A 22,794-nucleotide genomic window follows, 5' to 3' on the forward strand; every position below is an offset into this window, starting at 1 on the left:
ATGATTAAAACTGCTGAGACTGTTTGGGCTGCTTGCTTAGAATTTATAAAGGATAATATTACGCCAGTTGGATTTAAGACCTGGTTTGAGCCAATTGTCCCGGTTAAATTAGAAGGAGGAGCGTTAACAATTCAAGTACCTAGTAAGTTTTTCTTCGAGTTTTTAGAAGAAAATTATGTAAAAATTTTAAGAAGTGCACTTGTTAGAGAGTTAGGTAAAGAAGCTCGTTTGTTGTATGATGTAAGATTAGAGAATTCATATAGTAGTAAAGTACCTCAAACGGTTAAAATTCCGAGTTCAAACAGGGCTCCAATGCAACCTCAAAACGTAAATTTTCCATCAAAGAGTATAAGCAGAGAGGTTAAGAATCCTTTTATTATTCCAGGATTACAAAAAGTTAAAGTAGAATCTAACTTAAATCCAAATTATTGTTTTGAGAACTTTATGGAGGGAGAATCTAACCGTTTAGGAAGATCTGCAGGTATGGCTGTGGCTAATAAACCAGGAGGAACTTCTTTTAATCCATTAATGATTTATGGTGGAGTTGGTTTAGGGAAAACTCATTTAGCACATGCCATTGGTGTACAAGTAAAAGATAAATATCCAGACAAAACAGTTTTATATGTTTCTACGGAAAAATTTATTCAACAATATGGTGATGCTGTTTTAAAGAATAACAATAGAAATGACTTTTTACATTTCTATCAAATGATAGATGTGTTAATTGTTGATGATATTCAATTTTTATCAGGAAAAACCAAAACTCAAGATGCATTTTTCCAAATATTTAATGAATTGCATCAAAATGGAAAACAGGTGATTTTAACTTCTGATAAAGCTCCAGTAGACATGCAAGACATAGAGCAACGTTTGTTGTCTCGTTTTAAATGGGGATTGTCAGCAGAATTACAAGCACCAGATTTTGAAACTAGAATCCACATCCTAAAGAACAGATTGTACAGAGATGGAGTAGAGGTTCCTGAAGAAGTAATTGAGTTTATCGCCAAACACATCAAAACAAATGTTAGGGAATTAGAAGGAGTTGTTACTTCTTTAATAGCGCAATCGGCATTTAATAAAAAAGAGTTTAGCCTTACTTTGGCTAAAACTATTGTAGATAAGTTTGTAAAGAATACCAAGAAAGAGGTTTCTGTAGATTATATACAGAAAGTTGTTTCTAAATATTTTGAAATTGATTTGGCTACACTTCAGTCTAAAACAAGAAAACGTCACATTGTACAAGCGAGACAATTGGCTATGTATTTTTCTAAAAAACTAACAAAATCATCATTAGCAAGTATAGGTTCTCAAATAGGAAAAAGAGATCATGCTACCGTACTACATGCTTGTAAAACAGTAGATAATTTAACGGCTACTGATAAACAGTTTAAGAAATATGTAGATGATATTTCTAAAAAATTATCATTTTAGTGTATGAAACCAGTTAAGGTTTTAATGGTTTGTTTAGGGAATATTTGTAGGTCGCCTTTGGCCGAGGGTATTTTAAAATCTAAAATTGAAAATGAAGGGGTTTTTGTAGATTCTGCAGGAACAGGAGCGTATCATGTGGGAAACTTACCTGATGCTAGATCTATAGCAGTAGCAAAAAAACATGGAATTGATATTACAGATCAACGAGCAAGAAAGATAGAAAAATCAGATTTGGATAAATTTGATTATGTCTATGCTATGGATGAGTCTAATTATAGACATATTTTAATGATGGCTTCTACTGATGAGCAAAGAGCTAAAATAAGCATGATTATGAAAGCTGTTTACCCAAGAGAGGATATTTCTGTTCCAGATCCTTATTATGGAGGGGACAATGGTTTTGAGCAGGTTTATCAAATGTTAAATGAAGCTTGTGATATTATTATCAAAAAAATAAACCGATAAAATGAAAGGACATTTGTACTTAATACCAACAACTTTAGGAGATAATGAACCTTTAGAGGTAATGCCAATTTCTGTAAAGTCTGTGGTAGAAAGTTTAACTCATTTTATTGTAGAAAATGAAAAGTCAGCCAGGCGTTTTATTAAAAAAATCACACCTACCAAATCTCAACCAAGTTTACAGTTAAAGTTAATTGATAAGTATGTTGATCCTGTAGAGGTAAATACTTATTTAGATGTTTGTATGGAAGGAATTTCTATAGGTTTGTTATCAGAGGCAGGAGTTCCTGCTGTGGCAGATCCGGGTTCAGATGTAGTTTCATTAGCACATAAAAAAGGAATACGTGTTATTCCGTTGGTAGGGCCTTCTTCTATTTTAATGGCTATGATGGCTTCTGGAATGAATGGACAGAGTTTTGCTTTTAATGGTTATTTGCCTATTGATAAAGGAGATAGAAAAAGAGAAATAAAACGTTTGGAGCGTTTGTCTAAAGACCATAAGCAGTCTCAAATTTTTATAGAAACACCTTATAGAAATCATAAAATGTTAGATGATTTAAAAGCAACTTTATCTCCATCTACTAAACTTTGTATTGCTGCAGATATTACTATGCCGTCAGAGTATATCAGAACTTTTACCGTAGCTGAATGGAAAAATCAGAAACCTGAAATTCATAAAATTCCAGCCATTTTTATTATTCACGCTTAATTTAGTGTTCACTAGAAAGTAATCCGTTTGAGTTTTAAATTCTTGTACTTGGATACTGTTTTTTAACTCCGCTTGATGATTTAGTTTAATAGGTGTTTCAAGCGAAGTCGAGAACTGTTTGTACAATAAATTTTTTATCTGTGTATTCTGTGATTATTCAACCAACGTTGATAGGCTGCTGCATTCCTGTTGTGTTGACTTAAGTTTTTGGCAAAATTATGTGTTCCTAATTTGTCAGGACTTGCGCAAAAATAATAATAAGGGTGTCTTTCTGCATTTAACACAGCATCAATGGCATCAATATCTGGCATGGCTATCGCAGATGGAGGAATGTTTCTGTTGATATAAGTATTGTAAGGAGAATTTATTCCTAAATCTTTTTTTAATACTCTTTTAATGACTGTGTCTCTTCCGTGTTTTTCTTTTAAAGCATACACAATAGTAGGGTCTGCTTGTAGTGGCATTCCTACTCTAATTCTGTTTAAATAGACTCCTGCAACTTTTTTTCTTTCGGGTTTGTGTTGGGTTTCTTTATGTACAATAGAGGCCAATGAAATAATTTCATTTTGACTTAGATTTAATTTTTTTGCTTTAGAAACTCTGTCGGTGTTCCAGTATCTTTTGTAGGCGTTTAACAATTTACTTCTTAGTTTGTTTGGACTAATAGTCCAATAACAGTCATATGTATAAGGCATACACATGTTTAATACTGTTTTGTGATTAAAACCTTCTTGTTTTAAAAAGTCAGGATTTGTTAAACTATTTAAAACACTAATAGAATCTGCTTCAATTTGATGAGAAATTCTCCCTGCCAAATCTTCTATATAATTCTGATTGTTAAAGGTAACCTTAACAGGAGTTTGTTGTCCACTACGAAGTAGGTTAATAATATCACTAGCACTCATACCGTTTTTTAATAGGTACATTCCTGGTTTTATGTGATTATATTTTTTTAACGAAGCTACAGTTTTGATGTGATTAATATTGTTGCAAATACTGTCTAAGTTATTAATGACTTGTACTAAAGAATCTGTTGATTTGATATATACTTTAGTGTCTTGTTTTATTTGGTTACTGTAAATAACATTATAAAAATAAAGTCCTATAAAGATAATTGCTAGGCTAAAAGCACCTAGGCTATAATATGTTTTTTTCATGTAAAATTGAAGGGTGAATGATCTGATAAAAGGCAACGTCTTTAAAATCCCCGTTGCTAAAAATCCAGTCTTTACGAATACCAACTAATTGATATCCTGTTTTTTCGAATAATTGAATACTTTTTTTATTGTCAACAGTAATATTTGCATACAACTGTCTTAGGTTTAAAAACGAAAATGCGTATTTGTTTAGCAGTTTAATAGCTTCTGTAGCGTAGCCTTTTTGTTGATAGCTTAGGTCTATTAATACACCAACACCAGCTCTTAAATGTTGTGGGCTAAAATCGAATAAATCAATCATACCCACAATTTGATGTTTTTTATTTTCTATGGCAAAACGCAATTGTTTGGCTTCATAAATATCTAAATGAGCATTTTCTAAATATTGCTTTAGGATATAACGAGAATACGGGGTTTGAGTGTTACTGACTTCCCAGTAAGCTTCATTATTTTCTATATTGTATAGAAAGTCTAAATCTGTTGGCTCAAGAGCACGTAGTCTGATGTTTTTTCCTGTTAGCTTACCCATGATATGTGATGTTTCCGTTGAATACAAATGTAGCAGGTCCTTTTAAGAACACATTTTTGTAGCCACTTTCGGTAGGTTCAAAAGAAACTTCTAATTCACCACCCTCTACCTGTAAAGGTATTATGGTGTTGCTTGTTTGTTTTTGTTCGTACATAGCAATGGCTACTGCTGTAACTCCAGTACCACAGGCAAGTGTCTCATCTTCAACACCTCGCTCGTAGGTTCTTACTCTAAATTTATCATTATTTAATGACTCTACAAAATTTACATTGGTTCCTTCAGTAAAATAAGGAGCACCATATCTAATTTTTTCACCATTATTTTTTACATCATAAGAACCAAGGTCTTCTACAAGTTGAACATGGTGTGGAGATCCTGTGTTTAAAAAACAGTGGTTTTTATATACCTCAACACTGTTTACATCAATCATTTGTAAGTTGGTAATTCCGTTTTCATAGCTAGCATAATGCAAACCATCAATGGCATCAAATGTGGTTTCTTTTTCAAAAACGCCAAGTTTGTGAGCAAAAGCAACCAAACAACGTCCGCCATTACCACACATGGTACTTTCAGACCCGTCAGCATTGTAATATATCATAGTGAAATCATATTGGTCAGACGGATTTAATAGCATCAATCCATCAGCTCCAACACCAAAACGTCTATCACATAAAAAGTGTACTAAGTCGGTATTTTCTCTAGGAAAACTAAGATCTCTATTGTCAATAATAACAAAATCATTTCCTGTTCCTTGGTATTTATAAAAAGTAATATCCATTTCTAAAATTTTAATCACACAAAAATACAAAGAAAAATAGGAGAGCACATAATACTAAGAATAGATTGAACAGAATTTTGTGTTTCGTTTAAATAGGTTGTATTTTTAAAAGAAAAAAGATGAAACAAATTGTTCAATTATTAGTAAATGCTTTGGCAGTGGTGCTAATAGCAAATTTATTGCCTGGGGTTGCAGTAGCAAGTTTGGGAACTGCTGTTTGGGTAGCATTAATTTTAAGTATTTTAAACTTATTAGTAAAGCCTATTTTAATTGTATTGACTTTGCCAATAACAGTGTTGACTTTAGGGTTGTTTTTGTTAATTATCAATGCTATAATAATCAATATGGCGGATACTCTAATATCTGGATTTACAGTAGATGGTATTGGAATAGCTATTTTATTTAGTTTGTTGCTATCTGTTTTAGAGTCAGTATTGTATGCTGTGTTTGGACTGAAAGATTGACAGTGTTATGGTTGATGTTTTTCCAATGGCACAGTTTTTGAAAATTTGGTTTTGTAACACAAAAAATAATTATTATGAAACAAAACATTAAGTTATTCGTGGTAGCTCTGTTGGGAGGTTTTATTTCATTAGGACTCTATCATACGCTTATAAATTCTCAAGAAAAACCATCACAGCTTCAAGAAACAGAAACTGTAAATCATTTTCCTGTTTATACAAGTAATTCAAAATTAGTAGCAGCAGAAAATTCTGTAGATTTCACTACAGCTGCTGAGGCAACGGTCAATGCTGTTGTGCATGTTACTAATACGTCTGTGGGGGTGCAACAAAATCCTTTTGCTCAGTTCTTCTATGGGCAAAGTTATGGAAGAGAGTATAAAAAAGTAGGAACAGGTAGTGGAGTGTTAATTTCTCCGGATGGTTATATAATTACCAATAATCATGTAATTGACAATGCTACAGATTTAGAAATTGTATTAAACAATAAAAAAAGATATAAAGCAGAATTAATAGGTACAGATGCATCAACTGATATTGCTTTGTTAAAAATAGATGCAGAAGATTTACCTTATATTACTTTTGGAGATTCTGATTCGACTAGAATTGGTGAATGGGCTTTGGCTGTAGGAAACCCTTATAATTTAACATCAACGGTAACAGCTGGAATTATAAGTGCAAAAGGAAGGGATTTAGAAGGTGATGGTAGAATTGAATCATACATTCAAACAGATGCGGCAGTAAATCCAGGGAATAGCGGAGGAGCATTGGTAAACACAAGAGGAGAATTAATTGGGATTAATACAGCAATTTCATCTCAAACAGGATCTTTTGTAGGATATTCTTTTGCAGTTCCTTCAAACATTGCAAAAAGGGTGGTGGAAGATTTAATGGAAAATGGAATGGTAAAAAGAGCTGTTTTAGGAATTTCTACTGAGTTAAAAGAAGATGTTAATGGAGTGTATATATCAGAGGTGTCAGCTAATACAGGAGCATATAAAGCAGGATTAAAATCAGGAGATATCATTACAAAAATTAACAATGTTGCTATTCATAAGTTTGCCGATTTAGTGGGACAGTTAACAGCTAAAAGACCAGGAGATGAAGTATTGGTTACGGTTAATAGAGGTGGAGTTGCTAAAGATTTTAAAGTAAAACTATCTGAAATTAACGACATGATTACTGAAGCTTTTGGGATTCAGTTTGGAGGATTGCCAGATGCTTATAAGAAAAAATTAGATATTGATACTGGGTTAGTTGTAAAGAAAATAAACAATAGAGATTTACAAAAGTTAGGAATTAGACCAGGGTATGTAATTTTATCTATTAATAATTATAAAATTAATAGCTTGTCTGATATTGAAAAGATTAAATCAGAGGTTGAACATGATGAAAATATTAATAAATTAATAGTTATTAATCTAAACGGAGAAAGAGAAACTTTTTCTAGAGGTTGGTAAAACTAAGTATTTATACTGCTAAAAAAAATACTCATTTTTTATTTATGTTAAATTATTATAGCTAAATGTGTATGTGTGATTATTTGAGTGGATTTTATCTAAATAAAATCGTAAATTTGCACGCTAGCATAATTAATAAAAGAACGTAAGTAAGAGATGAGTATTTTTTTAGGTACAGGTGTAGCGTTAGTAACCCCATTTAATCAAGAGGGAAATGTAGATGTTCAGGCTTTAGAAAAGCTGGTTGAGTTTCAAATAGACAATGCTGTGGAATACTTGGTAGTTCTTGGGACTACTGCAGAAGTAGCAACTTTAACCAATGAAGAAAAAGAATTGGTTAAAAAAACTATTATCAATACAAACGCAGGAAGATTGCCAATTGTTTTAGGAATTGGAGGTAATAATACACAGGCTGTTATTCAAGAAATAAAGAATACTAATTTTACAGGTGTAAATGCCATTTTATCAGTATCACCGTATTATAACAAGCCAACTCAAGAGGGAATTTATCAACATTACAAAGCCATAGCAGAAGTTTGTCCTGTAGATATTATTTTGTATAATGTACCTGGAAGAACAGCTTCTAATGTGTCGCCAAAAACGGTAGCAAGATTGGCTGAAATTCCTAATATTATTGGAATAAAAGAAGCAAAAGGAGATATGGATCAAGCTTTAAAATTAATAAAGTTGGTTCCTAATGATTTTTTAGTAATTTCAGGTGATGATATGATTGCTTTACCAATAGTATTAGCAGGAGGTGCAGGTGTAATATCTGTAATTGGTCAAGCTTTTCCAAGTGAATTTAGTCATATGGTTCGTTTAGGGTTGTTAGACAAAGCAAGAAAATCTTTTGCAACACAGTATAGAATACAAGAAAGTATAGGTTTAATTTTTTCTGAGGGAAACCCAGTAGGAGTAAAAGCCTTGTTAGAAATATTAGGACATTGTAATGGTAGTGTAAGGTTGCCTTTGGTAAAAGCTACCGATAAATTACAAGGTGAATTGAAGCAATTTGTAGAATCTTTTTACGTTGCTTCGTAATAAAATCAATTTATGTTAAAAAGTGTAAAGTTAAGTTTAGTTTTAGGATTAGTAGTCCTATTAGCATCGTGTGGTAAGTACAATAAGGTTTTAAACAAAGGTACTTCTGAAGAAAGATATACGATGGCAAGCGATTTGTATAAAGAGGGAGAATACCAAAAATCAAATCGATTGTTTGAACTTATTTTACCATCTTATGAAAGCAAACCACAAAAAGAGGTTGTTGTTTACAGGTTGGCAGATGGGAATTTTCAAATAGGAGATTATACAACTGCTATTTATTACTACGAAAAATTTATTAGAAGTTTTCCTAAAAGTACAAAGTTAGAAGAGGCTCAATATCAAATAGCCGAAAGTTATTTTAACCTATCTCCAAAATATAGTATAGATCAGGCAGATACTAAAAAAGCAATGGAAGCTTTTCAGAGTTTTATAGATAAAAACCCTGATTCGGAAAAAATTGCTGATGCTAACGAAAGAATGAATGCATTAAGTTACAAGTTAGAAACCAAAGCCTTTGAAATAGCTAAACAGTACTACAAAATAGGTAATTACATGTCTGCAATTGTAGCTTTTGACAATGTGATTTTTGATTACTTAGGAACATCTTACAAAGAACAAGCAATGTTTTATAAGTTTAAATCGGCTTATGAATTAGGAATTAATAGTATTTATTATAAAAAAGAAGATAGAATTAAAGATGCAATAAAAGTTTATACAAGGTATAAAAAAGCATTTCCAAATTCAGAATATTCAAAAGAAGCTGACGATTTGTATAACAAATTGTTAAAAGAAAGTCAGCCAAAACAAGAACAAAATAGTTAAGATAATTATATAAAATCATGGATTACAAAAAAACAGAAGCTCCTTTGTCAACAATTACTTATGACAAATCAAAAGTAGAAGAGCCAACGCAAAATATTTACGAGGCGATTTCAATTATTTCACAAAGGGCTACTCAAATTGGTAGTGATTTAAAAAAGGAGTTGGTAGATAAATTAGAAGAGTTTGCTACATACAACGATAGTTTAGAAGAAGTTTTTGAAAATAAAGAACAAATAGAGGTTTCTAAATTTTACGAAAAATTGCCAAAACCTCATGCTATTGCTGTTGAGGAGTGGTTAGCAGGAAAAGTATACCACAGAAAACCAGGTCAAGAGTAATTCTCTATGAGTATATTAGATGGGAAAAAAGTTTTATTAGGAGTTAGTGCAGGCATTGCTGCCTATAAAACGGCTCATTTGGTAAGACAATTTATAAAAGCAGGTGCACATGTACAAGTTGTACAAACACCTGCTTCTAAAGAATTTGTTACACCGTTAACACTTTCTACTTTATCTAAAAATCCAGTACATTCTACTTTTTATAATGAAGAAGATGAGAATGCTGTTTGGAACAATCACGTAGATTTAGGACTGTGGGCAGATCTAATGCTTATTGCTCCAGCTACGGCAAACACTTTGGCTAAAATGACCAATGGAGTTTGTGATAATTTACTGTTAGCAACTTATTTATCAGCTAAATGTCCTGTGTATTTTGCACCGGCTATGGATTTAGATATGTATCAACATCCATCAACAAAAGATAGTATTGATAAACTGACTTCTTTTGGAAACATTTGTATTCCTGCAACTAGTGGTGAGTTGGCTAGTGGTTTGGTGGGTGAAGGTAGGTTGGCAGAACCCGAAGATATTGTTGCTTTTATAGAAAAAGACATTCAGTCTAAGTTACCATTAAAAGGAAAAAAAATATTAATTACGGCTGGACCAACATATGAAGCTATAGATCCTGTACGTTTTATAGGAAATCATTCGTCTGGTAAAATGGGCTTTGAAATAGCAAAAAGAGCTGCTAATTTAGGGGCAGAAGTTATTTTAGTTAGTGGACCATCAAATCAAAAAATAGCACATTCCTTTGTAAAAAGAATTGATGTGGTTAGTGCAGAAGATATGTATATTGCTTGCCATGAATATTACAAAAATGTAGATGTTGCTATTTGCTCAGCAGCGGTTGCAGATTATAAACCTGCAAATGTAGCCACTCAAAAAATAAAAAAGAAAGACACTAGTTTAGATATTCAATTGGCACCAACAAAGGATATTTTAGCTTCTTTAGGAGCCATTAAAAAGAAACAATTGTTGGTAGGGTTTGCATTGGAAACTAATAATGAAGAAGAAAATGCAAAAGGTAAAATTACTCGTAAAAATTTAGATTTAATTGTATTAAATTCGCTAAGAGATAAAGGAGCAGGTTTTGCTACAGATACCAATAAAATTACTATTATTGATAAAGATTTTAATTTACAAAGATTTGAAATGAAATCTAAAGCAGAAGTTGCTCAAGATATTCTAACTGTTATTACTCATAAGTTACATGTATAAACAATTAATTTTCTGTTTTTTTCTACTTGCTTTTTCGCTAGTAAAAGCACAGGAATTAAACTGTAATGTAACGGTGAATGCAGATCAAATACAGGTGTCTAATAATCAGATTTTTAAAACCTTAGAGAATTCTTTAACAGAATTTATGAATCAAACGCAATGGACAAATGTTGCGTTTAAAGATCATGAAAAAATAAAATGTGCTGTTACTATTTTGTTAACAGAACAAAAATCTACAAATACTTTTGTAGGTACTATACAAGTACAAGCATCAAGACCAGTATATAACTCTAGTTATTACAGTCCTCTATTAAACTATAAAGACAATAGTTTTTCTTTTCAATACACAGAATTTCAGCCTATAAACTACAACCCTAATGGTTTTGAGTCTAACTTGGTTTCTACATTGTCATACTATGCGTATTTAATTTTAGGAATGTATGTGGATACTTTTAGTTTACAAGGAGGAACTCCGTATTTAAATACTGCTTTAGCTATTGCCAATCAAGCACAACAATCTGGTTATTTGGGATGGGAAAATAGCAAGGGAAACATTACTCGGTTTACATTAGTAGATAATATGTTGGCTTCAGCTAGTGAGTTATACAGAAAATTAATGTTTCAATATCATTATGATGTGATGGATGTTTTTGAAAGAAATCAAAAAGCAGCAGCCTCAAAAATGATTCAACAATTACAGCTCTTAGAAAAAATGTACGATGAAAATCCGAATAGTTTTATGATTCGTATTTTTATGGATGCAAAAGCTGATGAAATTGTAAATATCTTTCAAAACAATTCAGCAGTAGATACTTCAGAGCTAGTATCAATATTAAAAAGAGTTTCCTCTACAAACTCTAAAAAGTGGAGACAAATAAATTCTTTATAAACTTTAATTCGCTTTTATGTTAGTTTCACTATCTGTTCAAAATTATGCTTTGATCAAGAGATTGCAAATAGATTTTACTCAAGGGTATTCCGTTATTACAGGAGAAACAGGTGCAGGTAAATCTATTCTTTTAGGAGCCTTAGGCTTAGTGTTAGGAAATAGAGCAGACTTAACTAACTTAAAGGATAAGGATAAAAAATGTGTGATAGAGGCTGAATTTGAAATTGGAAACTATAAAATAGAACAAATTTTTGATGATTTAGAGTTAGATTATGAACCTTTAACAATTATAAGAAGGGAATTGTTACCTAACGGAAAATCAAGAGCTTTTGTTAATGATACTCCTGTTAATTTAAAAGCTTTACAAGAACTTAAAGAGTATTTGTTAGACATTCACTCACAACATAATACAAGATCGTTATCAGATAAACACTATCAGTTTTATGTAGTAGATGCCTTGGCTGGTAATTTAGAGATATTAAAAAACTATCAATCTGAACATAAAAAGTATAAAAAAGCGGTTAAAGAATTAGCAGTACTAAAAGCCAATCAAGAAGAAGCACAGCAACAATATGAATATAATTTGCATTTGTATAAAGAATTGCAAAATGCAAAACTAAAAGAAGTTGATGAAATAGAAACTTTGGAATTAGAAATAGAAAAATTATCTCATGCAGAAGACATTAAAACTTATCTGTTCGAAAGTTTGCAAATTTCCACCGAAGAAGAAATAGGAGTACAAAATTTATTAAATCAATTACAAAATGCTTTAGGAAAAATAGCTTCTTTTGATGGAGAATATGCATCTATGCACGAAAGAGCTAAAAGTTTAAAAATTGAATTAGATGATTTGGTTTTTGAACTAGAAAAACATGCCGAAAAAGTAGAAGCAAATCCTGAAGAACTTGAAAGTTTAAATGATAGGTTAGGCCTATTATTTGATTTGCAAAAAAAACACTTTGTAACTTCTTTAGAAGAGTTAATAGTTGTTAGAGATACATTAGCAGAAAAAGTAGGGCAAGTTGAAGATGCTGCAGATTTGTTAAAAGATGCTGAAAATAAAGTGAAAGAGCAAAAGGCATTAACATTAAAAATAGCCAAAACTATTTCAGATAATAGAAAAAAAGTAGTTACAAACTTTAAAAAAGAATTAGAACAAGTATTGGCTAAATTAAGCATGGAAAATGCACAGTTTGTGGTAGATATTCAGCCAGTAAAAGAATTTACAGAATTTGGTATTGATGATGTTTCTTTTTTACTATCCTCAAACAAAGGTTCTGATTTTGGTTTGTTAAAAAAAGTAGCTTCAGGAGGGGAACTTTCTAGAGTTATGTTGGGAATTAAAATGATTTTATCAAAATTTGTGAGTTTACCCACTATTTTATTTGATGAAATAGATACAGGAGTTTCTGGTGATGTTGCTACTAAAATTGCAGATGTAATGAATACTATGGGACAAAATATGCAAGTTATCACCATTACACATTTACCACAAGTAGCCTCAAAAGCTAAAACACATTACAAAGTGTATAAAAAAGTAGAAGGTAATGAAACCATTAGTTATTTAACGCAATTAGCCTTGAATGAAAGAGTAGAAGAAATAGCAGAAATGCTAGGAGGAAAGGAAAAATCTCAGTCGGCTATAGAACATGCATCACAATTGCTAAGTATTTAAGTGGAAAAACTTATATTTGCCAAAAGTATTTGGTAGCTGGTATTAGGTAGTTGGTATCTATTATAGAGTGAAATGAATTAATTATTTATCAATCACCATTAACTACTAACCATTAACAATTAACCATTATTTATATATGTACAATTTATTAAAAGGTAAAAGAGGAATCATTTTTGGAGCTTTAGACTCTAATTCAATTGCTTGGAAAGTAGCAGAGTCTGCACATGCAGAAGGAGCTACTTTTGTTTTAACAAATGCCCCAATCGCAATGCGTATGGGAGAAATTAACGAATTGGCTGAAAAGACAGGTTCTGAAATTATTCCTGCTGATGTTACCAAGTTAGAAGATATTGAAAATTTAATCGAAAAATCAGTAGAGATTTTAGGTGGTAAAATTGATTTCGTTTTACACTCTATAGGAATGTCTGTAAACGTTCGTAAAAAAATTCACTATACAGATAATAATTACGATTTTACTCATAAAGGTTTTGATATTTCTGCATTGTCTTTTCACAAAGTAATGCAAGTTTTATATAAAAAAGATGCTATGGCAGAATGGGGATCTATTGTTGCTTTAACTTATATGGCAGCACAAAGAGTATTCCCTGATTATAATGATATGGCTGATAACAAAGCTTATTTAGAATCTGTGGCTCGTTCATTTGGGTATTTCTTTGGAAGAGATCACAAAGTACGTGTAAACACAATTTCTCAATCTCCAACGGCAACTACTGCTGGTAATGGAGTAAAAGGATTTTCTGGATTTATCAACTACGCTGAAAAAATGTCTCCATTAGGAAATGCAACAGCTCAAGAATGTGCAGATTACACTATTACATTATTCTCTGACTTAACTAAAAAAGTAACATTACAGAACTTATTCCATGATGGAGGTTTCTCTAACATGGGAGTTTCTAATGAAATTATGGCTGCTTTTGATGATCAAGAGTAGTTTGCATAAAATGTTAAAATAAAAAAGCCTTCACAAATGTGAAGGCTTTTTTTATGATGTATAGTATTAAAGCTAAATAAACAATAAAGCCAATGTTAAAATAATTCCGCCCAAGGTATACCACATTCCTGTTTTAAAAATAGCTGTTTTAGGCATAAACATCCAGAATGATGATATAGAAAAGAATAATAATGAAACTCCAAAAAAGATGTTTAACCAAAATAAAGGATGATCTGAATTTGCTTTGTGTAGCTTTGTCATTTGATGTAAAGCATAAGGAAGTTTCTTTGTAGTATAATTGGCAACACCTGTTTGTTTATTATATTCACCGTTTTTAAAGAATACTACGTTATTTTCTTCTTTTAAAACTTTAAAATTTTTCTGCCTTAAACTTCTACCCAACTCTTTATTAGGAATGTTTTTTCCTATTTCACGTTCAATAGTTGTTTCTTTTTTTAAAAAATCTGTATTTCTAAAAATTAAGACAACTCCACTTAGTGCATAAACACTCATAATTCCAATTAAAAAAAATCCTAAGTATCTATGAACAATTCTCATGTACTTACTTGTCTTTTTTGCCATTTGTTATTTTTTTTGAGATAAGACTTTGTTTTATTGTAAAGGTTTAATAGGGTACATTATATAATTTTAGAAAGGTATTTTCGATAAAATTTTATCGGTGATAAAGGTATCTATTTTTTTAGGAGCATTAAATCTATAGCCAATAAAAAAACGAAAGAAAACTTCATTATGTAAATTGGTAGTGTTTGAATTTTTCATGATTTCTTGGTTCCATGTATTGGCTAATTTAAGTCCAGAAAAAAAGTATTCATCATCATAGCCAATAGTCAATTCAGCTCCAGCTTGTAATATGATGTTATGATTTTTACTACGGATTGAATTACTCATATATCGGGTAAGTAATTGAGTGTTTTTATATCCTGCACCACTTGTGATTCCTCCAGAAAAATAAAAATTTTGATTGAGTACATGGGTATAGTAATAACCAATTTCAGGAACAATTTCTAGAATTTTAGATTTTTGAGTTGAGTTAGTAGTAGTCAGTGCCTCTTTATTATCAATGCTATAGTATTTATAGGTAATGGTTGGAATAAAGCTACCAGCACTTTTAAGTTGTTTTTCGTTTTGATTGGTTATGAATTTTAAAGAAAAATTTGGGTTTAAAACATAAGAACTAATTCCCGAGAATGCTGTGTAAACGAGTTCAGGGAATTGTATATAATCATCAGTTTTAGGATCCCAATTATTTATAAAATCTTCTGTATTTGTAATATAATATCCTTTCGTTTTATTTATTGATAAATAGTGATGCCAATGCTCTGTAAAAAAATTAATATCAAAAGAAAATATTTTAGTAGCTCCTTTACGGTCATTATAATAAGAGTCTGTAATAAATTCAGTGGGTAATTTTAAGGAAAAAGAAATAAAACGGTAGTTAAAACCTAATTTGGTGATGTACTCTGTATTGGGAGCAAGCTCATATTTTTGTTGTGGACTTTTAACCGAAAAACTTTCAGATTTGTTACTGGTTGTTAACTTTAGACTTATTTTTTTATTCAGGTCTTTTATATAAGTAGTGTCTTTTACTTTCTGACAAAACAAATTTATATAAGTTAATAAAAAGATTAGTGTCAAAAAGTTGTTCATCAAAAAGAGTTATTGTTGCTGAATAAATACTTGATGGTTAAGATAGTAAAATAACAAAAAACTGTTTTTAAAATAGATAATTTTGTCAATAAAAAAACCTTCACACTTGTGAAGGTTTTTTTATATATGGTTTAAACCAAAGCTTATTCTAAACTTCCTAAATAACGCTCAGCATCTAATGCAGCCATACATCCTGTACCTGCAGCTGTAACCGCTTGTCTGTATTCATGATCTTGTACATCACCAGCAGCAAACACACCAGGTTTGTTAGTTTTGGTAGATTTTCCATGGGTAATTAAATAACCGGTTTCATCCATTTCTAACTGATCTTTAAATATTTCAGTATTTGGAGTGTGACCAATAGCAATAAATACACCTGTAACAGCAATTTCATGCTTGTTGTTAGTTTGGTTATTCACCACACGAACACCTTCAACAACATTATCTCCTAAAACTTCATCCAATTCAGTATTGTATAAAACTTCAATGTTTTCAGTTTTTTCAACTCTGTGAATCATGGCTTTAGAAGCTCTCATATAATCCTTACGAACCAACATGGTAACTTTGTTACAAATATTAGCTAAATAAGTTGCTTCTTCAGCAGCTGTATCACCAGCTCCTACTACAATAACATCTTGTTTACGGTAAAAGAATCCATCACAAGTAGCACAAGCAGAAACTCCACCTCCTTTTAAACGTTCTTCACTTTCTAATCCTAAATATTTAGCAGTAGCCCCTGTAGTAATAATAACTGTTTCAGCTTCAATTTGTTTGTTTCCATCAATAGTTACTTTGTGAATTCCACCAATTTTGTTGCTAAAGTCTACAGCAGTAGCCATTCCAAAACGAACTTCAGTACCAAAACGTTCTGCTTGTTTTTTTAAGTCTTCCATCATAGCAGTACCATCTGTACCTTCAGGATAACCAGGAAAATTGTCAACCTCAGTAGTAGTGGTTAACTGTCCACCCATTTGCATTCCCGTGTACATTACTGGCTTTAAATCTGCTCTAGAAGCATATATAGCAGCAGTATAACCTGCAGGACCTGATCCAATAATCAAGCATTTAAGTCTTTCAATAGTATCTGACATATTCTCTATATTTTTAGAATTTATGAGTCGCTAAAATAAATCTTTTTTACACTTTATAAGGATTAATGTTTATAACTTTTAACAATCTACACATCAATTTTAACAATGATGTTTTTTATAGATTTTACAATGTCTTATGTGCATAAAACGATAAGTTAATTCATTTTTTAGATTCATAAATAATGCTATTTTTACAATTGCGTTAAATTAAGGTAAAGAACGTGTAATTTCCCTATAAAAGTTATTCAACAAACTTATGTTAGATACTGCAAAAGAGTATGATTTAATCATTGTGATTCCTTCTTACAATGAGTCTAAATCATTGAGAGAAAAGAAGTTTCTTTCTTTTTTAAAAAACAAAGAAAATGTAGCTATTTGCTTTGTTAATGATGGGTCTACAGATGGTACTTTAGAAATTTTAAGAGGTTTTGAAAAAAAATCAAATCAACAAATTACTGTTTTTGATTGTGGAAAAAACCAAGGAAAAGCAGGAGCTACTAAAATGGGGATGAATTATTGTGCTGACAATTTTAACTTTCATAAAATAGCTTATTTAGATGCCGACTTAGCCACTCCTTTAGGAGAATGTTACAGAATAAGTAGAAAGCTTAGTGGTAAGTTGACTTTTGTTTTTGGTTCTAGAATTAAAAAGTTAGGATCAAGAATAGAAAGAAGTTCTTTTAGGTTTTTTACAGGGAGAATTATAGCCACTTTTATATCAAATATATTAAAGCTAGGGGTGTATGATACTCAGTGTGGAATTAAAGTATTTAATAAAGAGTTAAGTATAGTGGTTTTTAACAAACCTTTTATTTCAAAATGGTTGTTCGATGTGGAAATATTTTTTAGAATTATTCATTTTTACAGTAGGGAAGTAGCCATAGTAAAAATGAAAGAAATTCCCTTGAGAAAATGGGTAGATAAAGGAGACTCTAAAGTGAAAATGACTTATTTTTTTAAGTTATGGTTAGATTTACTTAAAATTAACAAAGCTTACAAAAACTATAAAAACTAATGATTTCAAATATTAAAAAATATGCACTAGAAATTACTGTTTTTTTTCTAGCAGGACTTCGTTTGTTAGTTAGTGCATGGCTTCCATTATTAGATAAAACAGAAGCAAGATACGCAGAAATAGCACGTATTATGTATGATACAGGAAACTGGGTTACTCCTCAAATAGACTATGGAGTGCCTTTTTGGGCTAAACCACCTATGTCTACATGGATTTCAGCTTTTAGTTATCAAGTTTTTGGAGTAAATGAATTCGCAGCTCGTTTTCCTTCGTTTTTATTGCAAGTTTTTTTAATAGTGTTTGTAGCCAAAGCGTTTGATTTTAATAAAAAACAAAAATATTGGTTTGCATTGGTTTTATTTACCATACCAGAGTACTACATTCATTGTGGAGTAGTGTCTACAGATTCTTCTTTACTTGTAGGGATTACTTTTATTATGATTGGTTTTTGGAATTCTTTAAAAGATAATTATAACCAAAGAGCATGGAAATTTGTTACATGGGTAGGTGTGGCTATAGGAATGTTAGCAAAAGGACCTATAGCATTGGTGCTAACTGTACCGCCTATATTTATATGGTCTTGTTTATATAAAGGTCAATTATTAACGTTTTTTAAAAAAGCTTTTTGGATTCCAGGAATGATTTTAGCCTTTGGAATTTCTTTTATTTGGTATTATTGGGCAGAAGTTAGAACACCAGGCTTTATAGATTATTTTTTTGTAGGAGAACACTATAAAAGGTTTTTTGAATCTGGTTGGAAAGGGGATAAGTATGGTTTTGCTAAACAACAACCTATGGGGATGATTTGGTTGTTTTTGTTTTTGTTTTCACTTCCTTGGGTTCAGTTTATAATAGCAAAAGGAATTAAGAATAAAAATGAAATAATTAAAGACAAATGGGTAACATATCTTTGGTTTTGGATGTTATGGACACCCTTGTTTTTTACGGTGTCAAAAAGTTTAATTCACACTTATACTTTACCTTGTACTATTCCATTAGCATTATTAGTAATGCATTATTTTGAAAATTATAAAAAGCAAAAAGCTTGGATTATTGGAGCAATGATAGTTCCCGTTTTGGTGTTTATTGGTTTTATAGGAATGAATACTTTTTACACAGATACTGGTTGGCAAAACACAGACAAACATATTTTAAAAGAAATGAAACGCACCAATATTACTGATGTATATGCTTGGGAGTTTAAATCATATTCTTCGCAGTTTTATACTTCTGGAAAAATAAAAGTAATAGAAACTTCTGATGAGTTGGAAGTGTTATTAAAGGAAGAATATCCTTTTTATATTTTGTCAAGAAATTCACATTATAAAAACATGCCAACCGTTTTTAAAGAGCAATTGACTTTAGTAGGTATAAATAAAAAATCTAAGTTATTTATATATAACCCATAAAAAAAGCTGTTACAAATTTTTGTAACAGCTTTTTTGTAATGTAAAAAACGTTAATGTGTTTTTTTGTTATTAATTAGGTTGTAAGTTGAAATGTTATTTAAAGTAGATGATAACTCTTCTTTAAACTCTTTTACAGTTACTTTAACATTATATTTTGTAGTGCTTTTACCTGAGCTAAAAACAATTCCTTTTAAAGAAGCACAGTCTTGATAGTCTTTACCGTGTGCTATTTTAATATGATTAAAGTCTGCCAACATATTGTTAGTAGGGTCAAAACCAACCCATCCTATATTTGGGATATAACATTCTGCCCAAGCATGTACTTCAGTTTTTCCAAACAAGTCTGTTTCTTGATTTAAAAAACCAGTTACAAACCTAGTAGGAATATCATGTTGTCTTGCCATAGCACAAAATAAGTGGCTAAAGTCTTGTGCTACCCCTTTATTATTTGTGATAATATCTTTTAACTCAGTTTTGTTATTTGTAACTCCTGTAGTGTAGTATATAAACAGATATATCCATTTATTTAAGGCTTTTAAGTTTTCAAAAGTACTTTTATTAGCATCAAACAAAAACAGTTCTTTTTTATCTGTAGGTAAACTTGTTAGTTGAGTACTTTTTAAAAAAGGATGATATTCAATTTTAAAAGCATCACTATTAAGTTCGTTTAAATCTTTAGTATAGATTCTAGATTCTAATGGATTTATTTCATTATTGTTTTTAACCAATGAAAAAGAGGCATTAAAGACAATATCAGTGATAGTGTTTTTAGGGATTACTTTAAAAGTTTTAAATCCGTATCCATTTATTGATGAGCTTAGAGAAATATCTGAAGTTTCTAAAAAAGTAGAATTTTCTATAAATTGAGAGTCGTTATTTAGTGGCTCAATTAAAAACTGCCACATTGCATTGCTAACAGGGTTTTCGTATGTGTTATGGGTTGTATATTTAATATTATAATAATATTGCATAATAGTAGGGTATTAAATGAGTAATACGCAAATATAATATATATAACTTATTAATACCCAAATATTTGTTAATTAATGCTTTAACAGTTCTTCTTCTATTTGAAGACAAATCTCATCTAATTCACTAATAATTTCTTGAATAAACTCATGAAAACTTATTTCAATTTCATCAATACGTCCATAATGATATTTTGCAGTAAGTTTCCCTATTAAAAAAGCAGCATTTAAATTTCCGTGAATGTTTAAATAATCAATATAGTATTTTGCATTGTTTAAACAGCTCATTACAGATTTAGGGCATTCAGGATTTAAAATTAAAAAATCTAATGTGTTTTTACTTGTAGGTGCTTTTTTATAATGACGTTTCATCATGTCAAAAGACTGAATACATTTTAATAGTGTAGTCCACTCGTAAGAGGTAGAAAATTCAGATTCGTCTTGAACACTTAAAGCATCCTTATATTTTGTATCTATAATTCTAATTACATCAGAAGCTCTTTCTAAGTTAATTCCAAGTTTGGTAATACAATACACTTCATCGTGCATCATTGTTGTGATTATGTTAGATTTGATTTCTGCAACGGCTTTTGCTACATACGTAGTAAATTCATCTAGTCCTCTTTCTGTAAAGTATTCTATAGAGTAATTATTGATGTAATGATGTAATTTGTTAATAGACTCATATAATTCTGAAGAGATCATATCTCTTGCTCCAGAAGCGTTGTCTCTGGCCATTCTAAAATAGCTTTTAATAGAGAATATTTTTTCATCGTTTAAGGCAGCATCAAAAAGCACTTTTTTTTCAAAAAGAATGGTTCCAGTATCAGGATCATCATCTATCATTCTAACAATGGAGTTTAAAGCAAATTGTCTAGATTGCGATGTTTCGTTTGGAGCATCAAAAGATGAAAAGTAATTAACATTTAAAAATCGTGCTATGTGTTCTGTTCTTTCAAGGTATCGTCCCATCCAGAATAAATTGTTGGCTACTCTTGCTAACATAAATCTATCTTTTTAAAACCCAAGTATCCTTAGATCCACCACCTTGTGATGAGTTTACAATTAAATTCCCTTCTTTTAAAGCAACTCTGGTTAGTCCTCCTTTTAATACAAAATCTTTATCTTTTCCTAGTAAAGTAAAAGTTCTTAAATCTACATGTCTTGGTTCAAAACATTGCTTTTCATCTATAAATGTAGCGTGGGTTGACAATGCCATAATAGGTTGAGCAATATATTTTCTTGGACTAGCTTTAATAACAGCTTTTACTTTTTCTATTTCTTCTTTTGTTAATTTGTTTCCAATTGAAATTCCGTAACCTCCAGATTCATCTACGGGTTTAATAACCAATTTATCAATGTTGTCAAGTACGTATGCCAATTCTTTAGGTCTGCTACAATGGTAAGTATGAACGTTGTTTAGTATTGGTTCTTCATCTAAATAATACTTAATAATTTGTGGCATGTAAGTATAAATGGCTTTGTCATCAGCTACACCAGTTCCAGGGGCATTTACCAAGGTAACATTTCCTTTTTTATAGGCCGCAAATAACCCAGCAACTCCTAATACAGAATCTGGATTAAATTCTAAAGGATCTATAAAGGCATCATCTATTCGTCTATAAATTACATCTACTCTTACAGGGCCATAAATGGTTTTCATGTATACAAAATCTTTTTCTACAAAAAGATCACGTCCTTCTACTAGCTCAATTCCCATAGATTTTGCTAAAAAAGAATGTTCATAATAAGCGGAGTTAAAAATACCAGGAGTAATAACCACACAAGTAGGTATATCTACACCAGCTGGTTTTACAGACTGCATTATTTCTAGTAAATTTTCGGAGTAATTGGCTACAGAACATGTAGGGTAATTGTTAAAAACTCCAAACATAGCTCGTTTTAAAGCCACTCTATTACTAATAACATAACTAACACCAGAAGGGCATCTAATATTGTCTTCTAATACATAGTATTCTCCATCGGAATGTTTTATAATATCTGTTCCAGATATATGGTTATAAATTCCTCCAGGTGGTTCTAAACCATTCATTTGATCTAGGTAGTTTTCAGAACTACTAATTAATTCTATGGGAACAATTCCGTCTTTTATAATCTGCTTTTTATGATACACATCGTGTAAAAATAAATTTAAAGCCCTACTTCTTTGTAGTGCTCCAGATTCTATATGATCCCATTCGTCAGCAGTAATTATTTTGGGAAATAAATCAAATGGAAAAACTTTTTCAACAGTAGTTTTGTCGTAAACTTGAAAGGTAATCCCTTGATTTAAAAATGATAATTTCGCTTTTTCATTTAATAGTTTAAAATCATCTACCTGGTACTCGTTAAATAATTGAAATAATTCTTTATAAGCACTTCTAATTTCTTTGTCATTTTTAAAGATTTCATCGTAAAATGTTTCATTGGTTTTATACGATGAAAATATGGGCAACGCTTTTTTTGATTCCATACTTATTTTGATTTACTTTAATAAAGAACGGATTTTTATATTTTATTTCTAGGATTTTATAACAGTTTTTATACTGTCATATAGCAGGTTAGGTGTTTTTAAGGGTTAAATAATTGATTTAATGAAGGTTATGTTGTATTGTTTTTATGTTAATTTATTGATAAATCTATTTAAAGCTAGAAATTAATTTTTTAACTAACCTGATTTAAAAAATATATAAATAAAAAAGCCTCTAGACAATTATG

At 30.7% G+C, this 22,794-nt stretch carries 23 protein-coding genes; 14 read left to right on the forward strand and 9 right to left on the reverse strand.

Annotation, left to right across the window (positions count from 1 at the left end):
* The 3 genes from dnaA to ACXGQT_RS00015 are packed head-to-tail and all read left to right on the forward strand — an operon-like array spanning nucleotide 1 to nucleotide 2,602.
* On the forward strand, nucleotides 1-1,431 hold the full coding sequence (gene dnaA, locus ACXGQT_RS00005) for a chromosomal replication initiator protein DnaA (protein ID WP_457829393.1): 1,431 nt from the start codon (nucleotides 1-3) through the stop codon (nucleotides 1,429-1,431).
* A 3-nt stretch (nucleotides 1,432-1,434) separates the two neighbouring features.
* Nucleotides 1,435-1,896, forward strand: coding sequence for a low molecular weight protein-tyrosine-phosphatase (locus ACXGQT_RS00010; RefSeq protein ID WP_457829394.1), 462 nt, complete (start codon nucleotides 1,435-1,437; stop codon nucleotides 1,894-1,896).
* Nucleotide 1,897: 1 nt separating this feature from the next.
* The gene (locus ACXGQT_RS00015; protein WP_457829395.1) at nucleotides 1,898-2,602 is read left to right on the forward strand and encodes an SAM-dependent methyltransferase; all 705 of its coding nucleotides are present in this window, start codon (nucleotides 1,898-1,900) and stop codon (nucleotides 2,600-2,602) included.
* A 134-nt stretch (nucleotides 2,603-2,736) separates the two neighbouring features.
* Here the strand turns inward: ACXGQT_RS00015 and mltG are convergent, their stop codons facing one another.
* The 3 genes from mltG to dapF are packed head-to-tail and all read right to left on the reverse strand — an operon-like array spanning nucleotide 2,737 to nucleotide 5,066.
* Complete coding sequence (gene mltG / locus ACXGQT_RS00020) at nucleotides 2,737-3,759, reverse strand: endolytic transglycosylase MltG (RefSeq protein WP_457829396.1); 1,023 nt, start codon at nucleotides 3,757-3,759, stop codon at nucleotides 2,737-2,739.
* Nucleotides 3,740-4,288 (reverse strand): GNAT family N-acetyltransferase, encoded by a 549-nt coding sequence (locus ACXGQT_RS00025; protein WP_457829397.1) that lies wholly within the window; start codon nucleotides 4,286-4,288, stop codon nucleotides 3,740-3,742. The genes mltG and ACXGQT_RS00025 overlap by 20 nt, the downstream gene beginning before the upstream one ends.
* Entirely contained in the window at nucleotides 4,281-5,066 is a 786-nt protein-coding gene (dapF, locus tag ACXGQT_RS00030; RefSeq protein ID WP_457829398.1) for a diaminopimelate epimerase, read from the reverse strand. Before dapF ends, ACXGQT_RS00025 begins: the two co-directional genes overlap by 8 nt.
* 119 nt (nucleotides 5,067-5,185) lie before the next feature.
* Between dapF and ACXGQT_RS00035 the strand changes: the two genes are divergently transcribed.
* The 9 genes from ACXGQT_RS00035 (at nucleotide 5,186) to ACXGQT_RS00075 (ending at nucleotide 13,925) form a co-directional block, all read left to right on the forward strand.
* Entirely contained in the window at nucleotides 5,186-5,530 is a 345-nt protein-coding gene (locus ACXGQT_RS00035; RefSeq protein ID WP_457829399.1) for a phage holin family protein, read from the forward strand.
* Between the two features lie 74 nt (nucleotides 5,531-5,604).
* A complete protein-coding gene (locus ACXGQT_RS00040; protein ID WP_457829400.1) occupies nucleotides 5,605-6,987 on the forward strand; it encodes a trypsin-like peptidase domain-containing protein in 1,383 nt (460 codons plus the stop codon).
* A 156-nt stretch (nucleotides 6,988-7,143) separates the two neighbouring features.
* On the forward strand, nucleotides 7,144-8,028 hold the full coding sequence (gene dapA, locus ACXGQT_RS00045; RefSeq protein WP_457829401.1) for a 4-hydroxy-tetrahydrodipicolinate synthase: 885 nt from the start codon (nucleotides 7,144-7,146) through the stop codon (nucleotides 8,026-8,028).
* Between the two features lie 12 nt (nucleotides 8,029-8,040).
* The gene (locus ACXGQT_RS00050) at nucleotides 8,041-8,853 is read left to right on the forward strand and encodes an outer membrane protein assembly factor BamD (protein WP_457829402.1); all 813 of its coding nucleotides are present in this window, start codon (nucleotides 8,041-8,043) and stop codon (nucleotides 8,851-8,853) included.
* A 17-nt stretch (nucleotides 8,854-8,870) separates the two neighbouring features.
* Entirely contained in the window at nucleotides 8,871-9,191 is a 321-nt protein-coding gene (locus ACXGQT_RS00055; protein ID WP_457829403.1) for a DNA-directed RNA polymerase subunit omega, read from the forward strand.
* Nucleotides 9,192-9,197: 6 nt separating this feature from the next.
* Complete coding sequence (gene coaBC / locus ACXGQT_RS00060; RefSeq protein WP_457829404.1) at nucleotides 9,198-10,409, forward strand: bifunctional phosphopantothenoylcysteine decarboxylase/phosphopantothenate--cysteine ligase CoaBC; 1,212 nt, start codon at nucleotides 9,198-9,200, stop codon at nucleotides 10,407-10,409.
* Nucleotides 10,402-11,298, forward strand: a complete 897-nt coding sequence (gene porD / locus ACXGQT_RS00065) for a type IX secretion system protein PorD (RefSeq protein WP_457829405.1) — start codon at nucleotides 10,402-10,404, stop codon at nucleotides 11,296-11,298. Before coaBC ends, porD begins: the two co-directional genes overlap by 8 nt.
* Before the next feature lie 16 nt (nucleotides 11,299-11,314).
* Entirely contained in the window at nucleotides 11,315-12,973 is a 1,659-nt protein-coding gene (gene recN, locus ACXGQT_RS00070; RefSeq protein WP_457829406.1) for a DNA repair protein RecN, read from the forward strand.
* Between the two features lie 136 nt (nucleotides 12,974-13,109).
* Nucleotides 13,110-13,925 (forward strand): enoyl-ACP reductase FabI, encoded by an 816-nt coding sequence (locus ACXGQT_RS00075; protein ID WP_457829407.1) that lies wholly within the window; start codon nucleotides 13,110-13,112, stop codon nucleotides 13,923-13,925.
* A gap of 72 nt (nucleotides 13,926-13,997) precedes the next feature.
* Here ACXGQT_RS00075 and ACXGQT_RS00080 read toward each other — a convergent pair whose 3' ends face one another.
* The 3 genes from ACXGQT_RS00080 to trxB all read right to left on the reverse strand — a co-directional run bounded on the left by ACXGQT_RS00080 (nucleotide 13,998) and on the right by trxB (nucleotide 16,684).
* Entirely contained in the window at nucleotides 13,998-14,507 is a 510-nt protein-coding gene (locus ACXGQT_RS00080; RefSeq protein ID WP_457829408.1) for a hypothetical protein, read from the reverse strand.
* 66 nt (nucleotides 14,508-14,573) lie between these two features.
* Entirely contained in the window at nucleotides 14,574-15,593 is a 1,020-nt protein-coding gene (locus ACXGQT_RS00085) for a DUF4421 family protein (RefSeq protein WP_457829409.1), read from the reverse strand.
* A 143-nt stretch (nucleotides 15,594-15,736) separates the two neighbouring features.
* Complete coding sequence (trxB, locus tag ACXGQT_RS00090; protein ID WP_457829410.1) at nucleotides 15,737-16,684, reverse strand: thioredoxin-disulfide reductase; 948 nt, start codon at nucleotides 16,682-16,684, stop codon at nucleotides 15,737-15,739.
* 256 nt (nucleotides 16,685-16,940) lie between these two features.
* On the opposite strand from trxB, the gene ACXGQT_RS00095 reads away from it, so the two are divergent.
* Nucleotides 16,941-17,699: a glycosyltransferase gene (locus ACXGQT_RS00095; RefSeq protein WP_457829411.1), complete on the forward strand. Its 759-nt coding sequence runs from the start codon at nucleotides 16,941-16,943 to the stop codon at nucleotides 17,697-17,699.
* Complete coding sequence (locus tag ACXGQT_RS00100) at nucleotides 17,699-19,108, forward strand: ArnT family glycosyltransferase (protein ID WP_457829412.1); 1,410 nt, start codon at nucleotides 17,699-17,701, stop codon at nucleotides 19,106-19,108. The genes ACXGQT_RS00095 and ACXGQT_RS00100 overlap by 1 nt, the downstream gene beginning before the upstream one ends.
* Before the next feature lie 50 nt (nucleotides 19,109-19,158).
* Here the strand turns inward: ACXGQT_RS00100 and ACXGQT_RS00105 are convergent, their stop codons facing one another.
* The 3 genes from ACXGQT_RS00105 to ACXGQT_RS00115 all read right to left on the reverse strand — a co-directional run bounded on the left by ACXGQT_RS00105 (nucleotide 19,159) and on the right by ACXGQT_RS00115 (nucleotide 22,549).
* Entirely contained in the window at nucleotides 19,159-20,079 is a 921-nt protein-coding gene (locus ACXGQT_RS00105) for a transglutaminase-like domain-containing protein (protein ID WP_457829413.1), read from the reverse strand.
* A gap of 72 nt (nucleotides 20,080-20,151) precedes the next feature.
* Nucleotides 20,152-21,081, reverse strand: coding sequence for an alpha-E domain-containing protein (locus ACXGQT_RS00110; protein ID WP_457829414.1), 930 nt, complete (start codon nucleotides 21,079-21,081; stop codon nucleotides 20,152-20,154).
* Between the two features lie 4 nt (nucleotides 21,082-21,085).
* Nucleotides 21,086-22,549, reverse strand: a complete 1,464-nt coding sequence (locus ACXGQT_RS00115) for a circularly permuted type 2 ATP-grasp protein (RefSeq protein ID WP_457829415.1) — start codon at nucleotides 22,547-22,549, stop codon at nucleotides 21,086-21,088.
* Nucleotides 22,550-22,794 lie beyond the last annotated feature (245 nt).

The sequence above is a fragment of the Wenyingzhuangia sp. IMCC45467 genome (assembly GCF_054111205.1).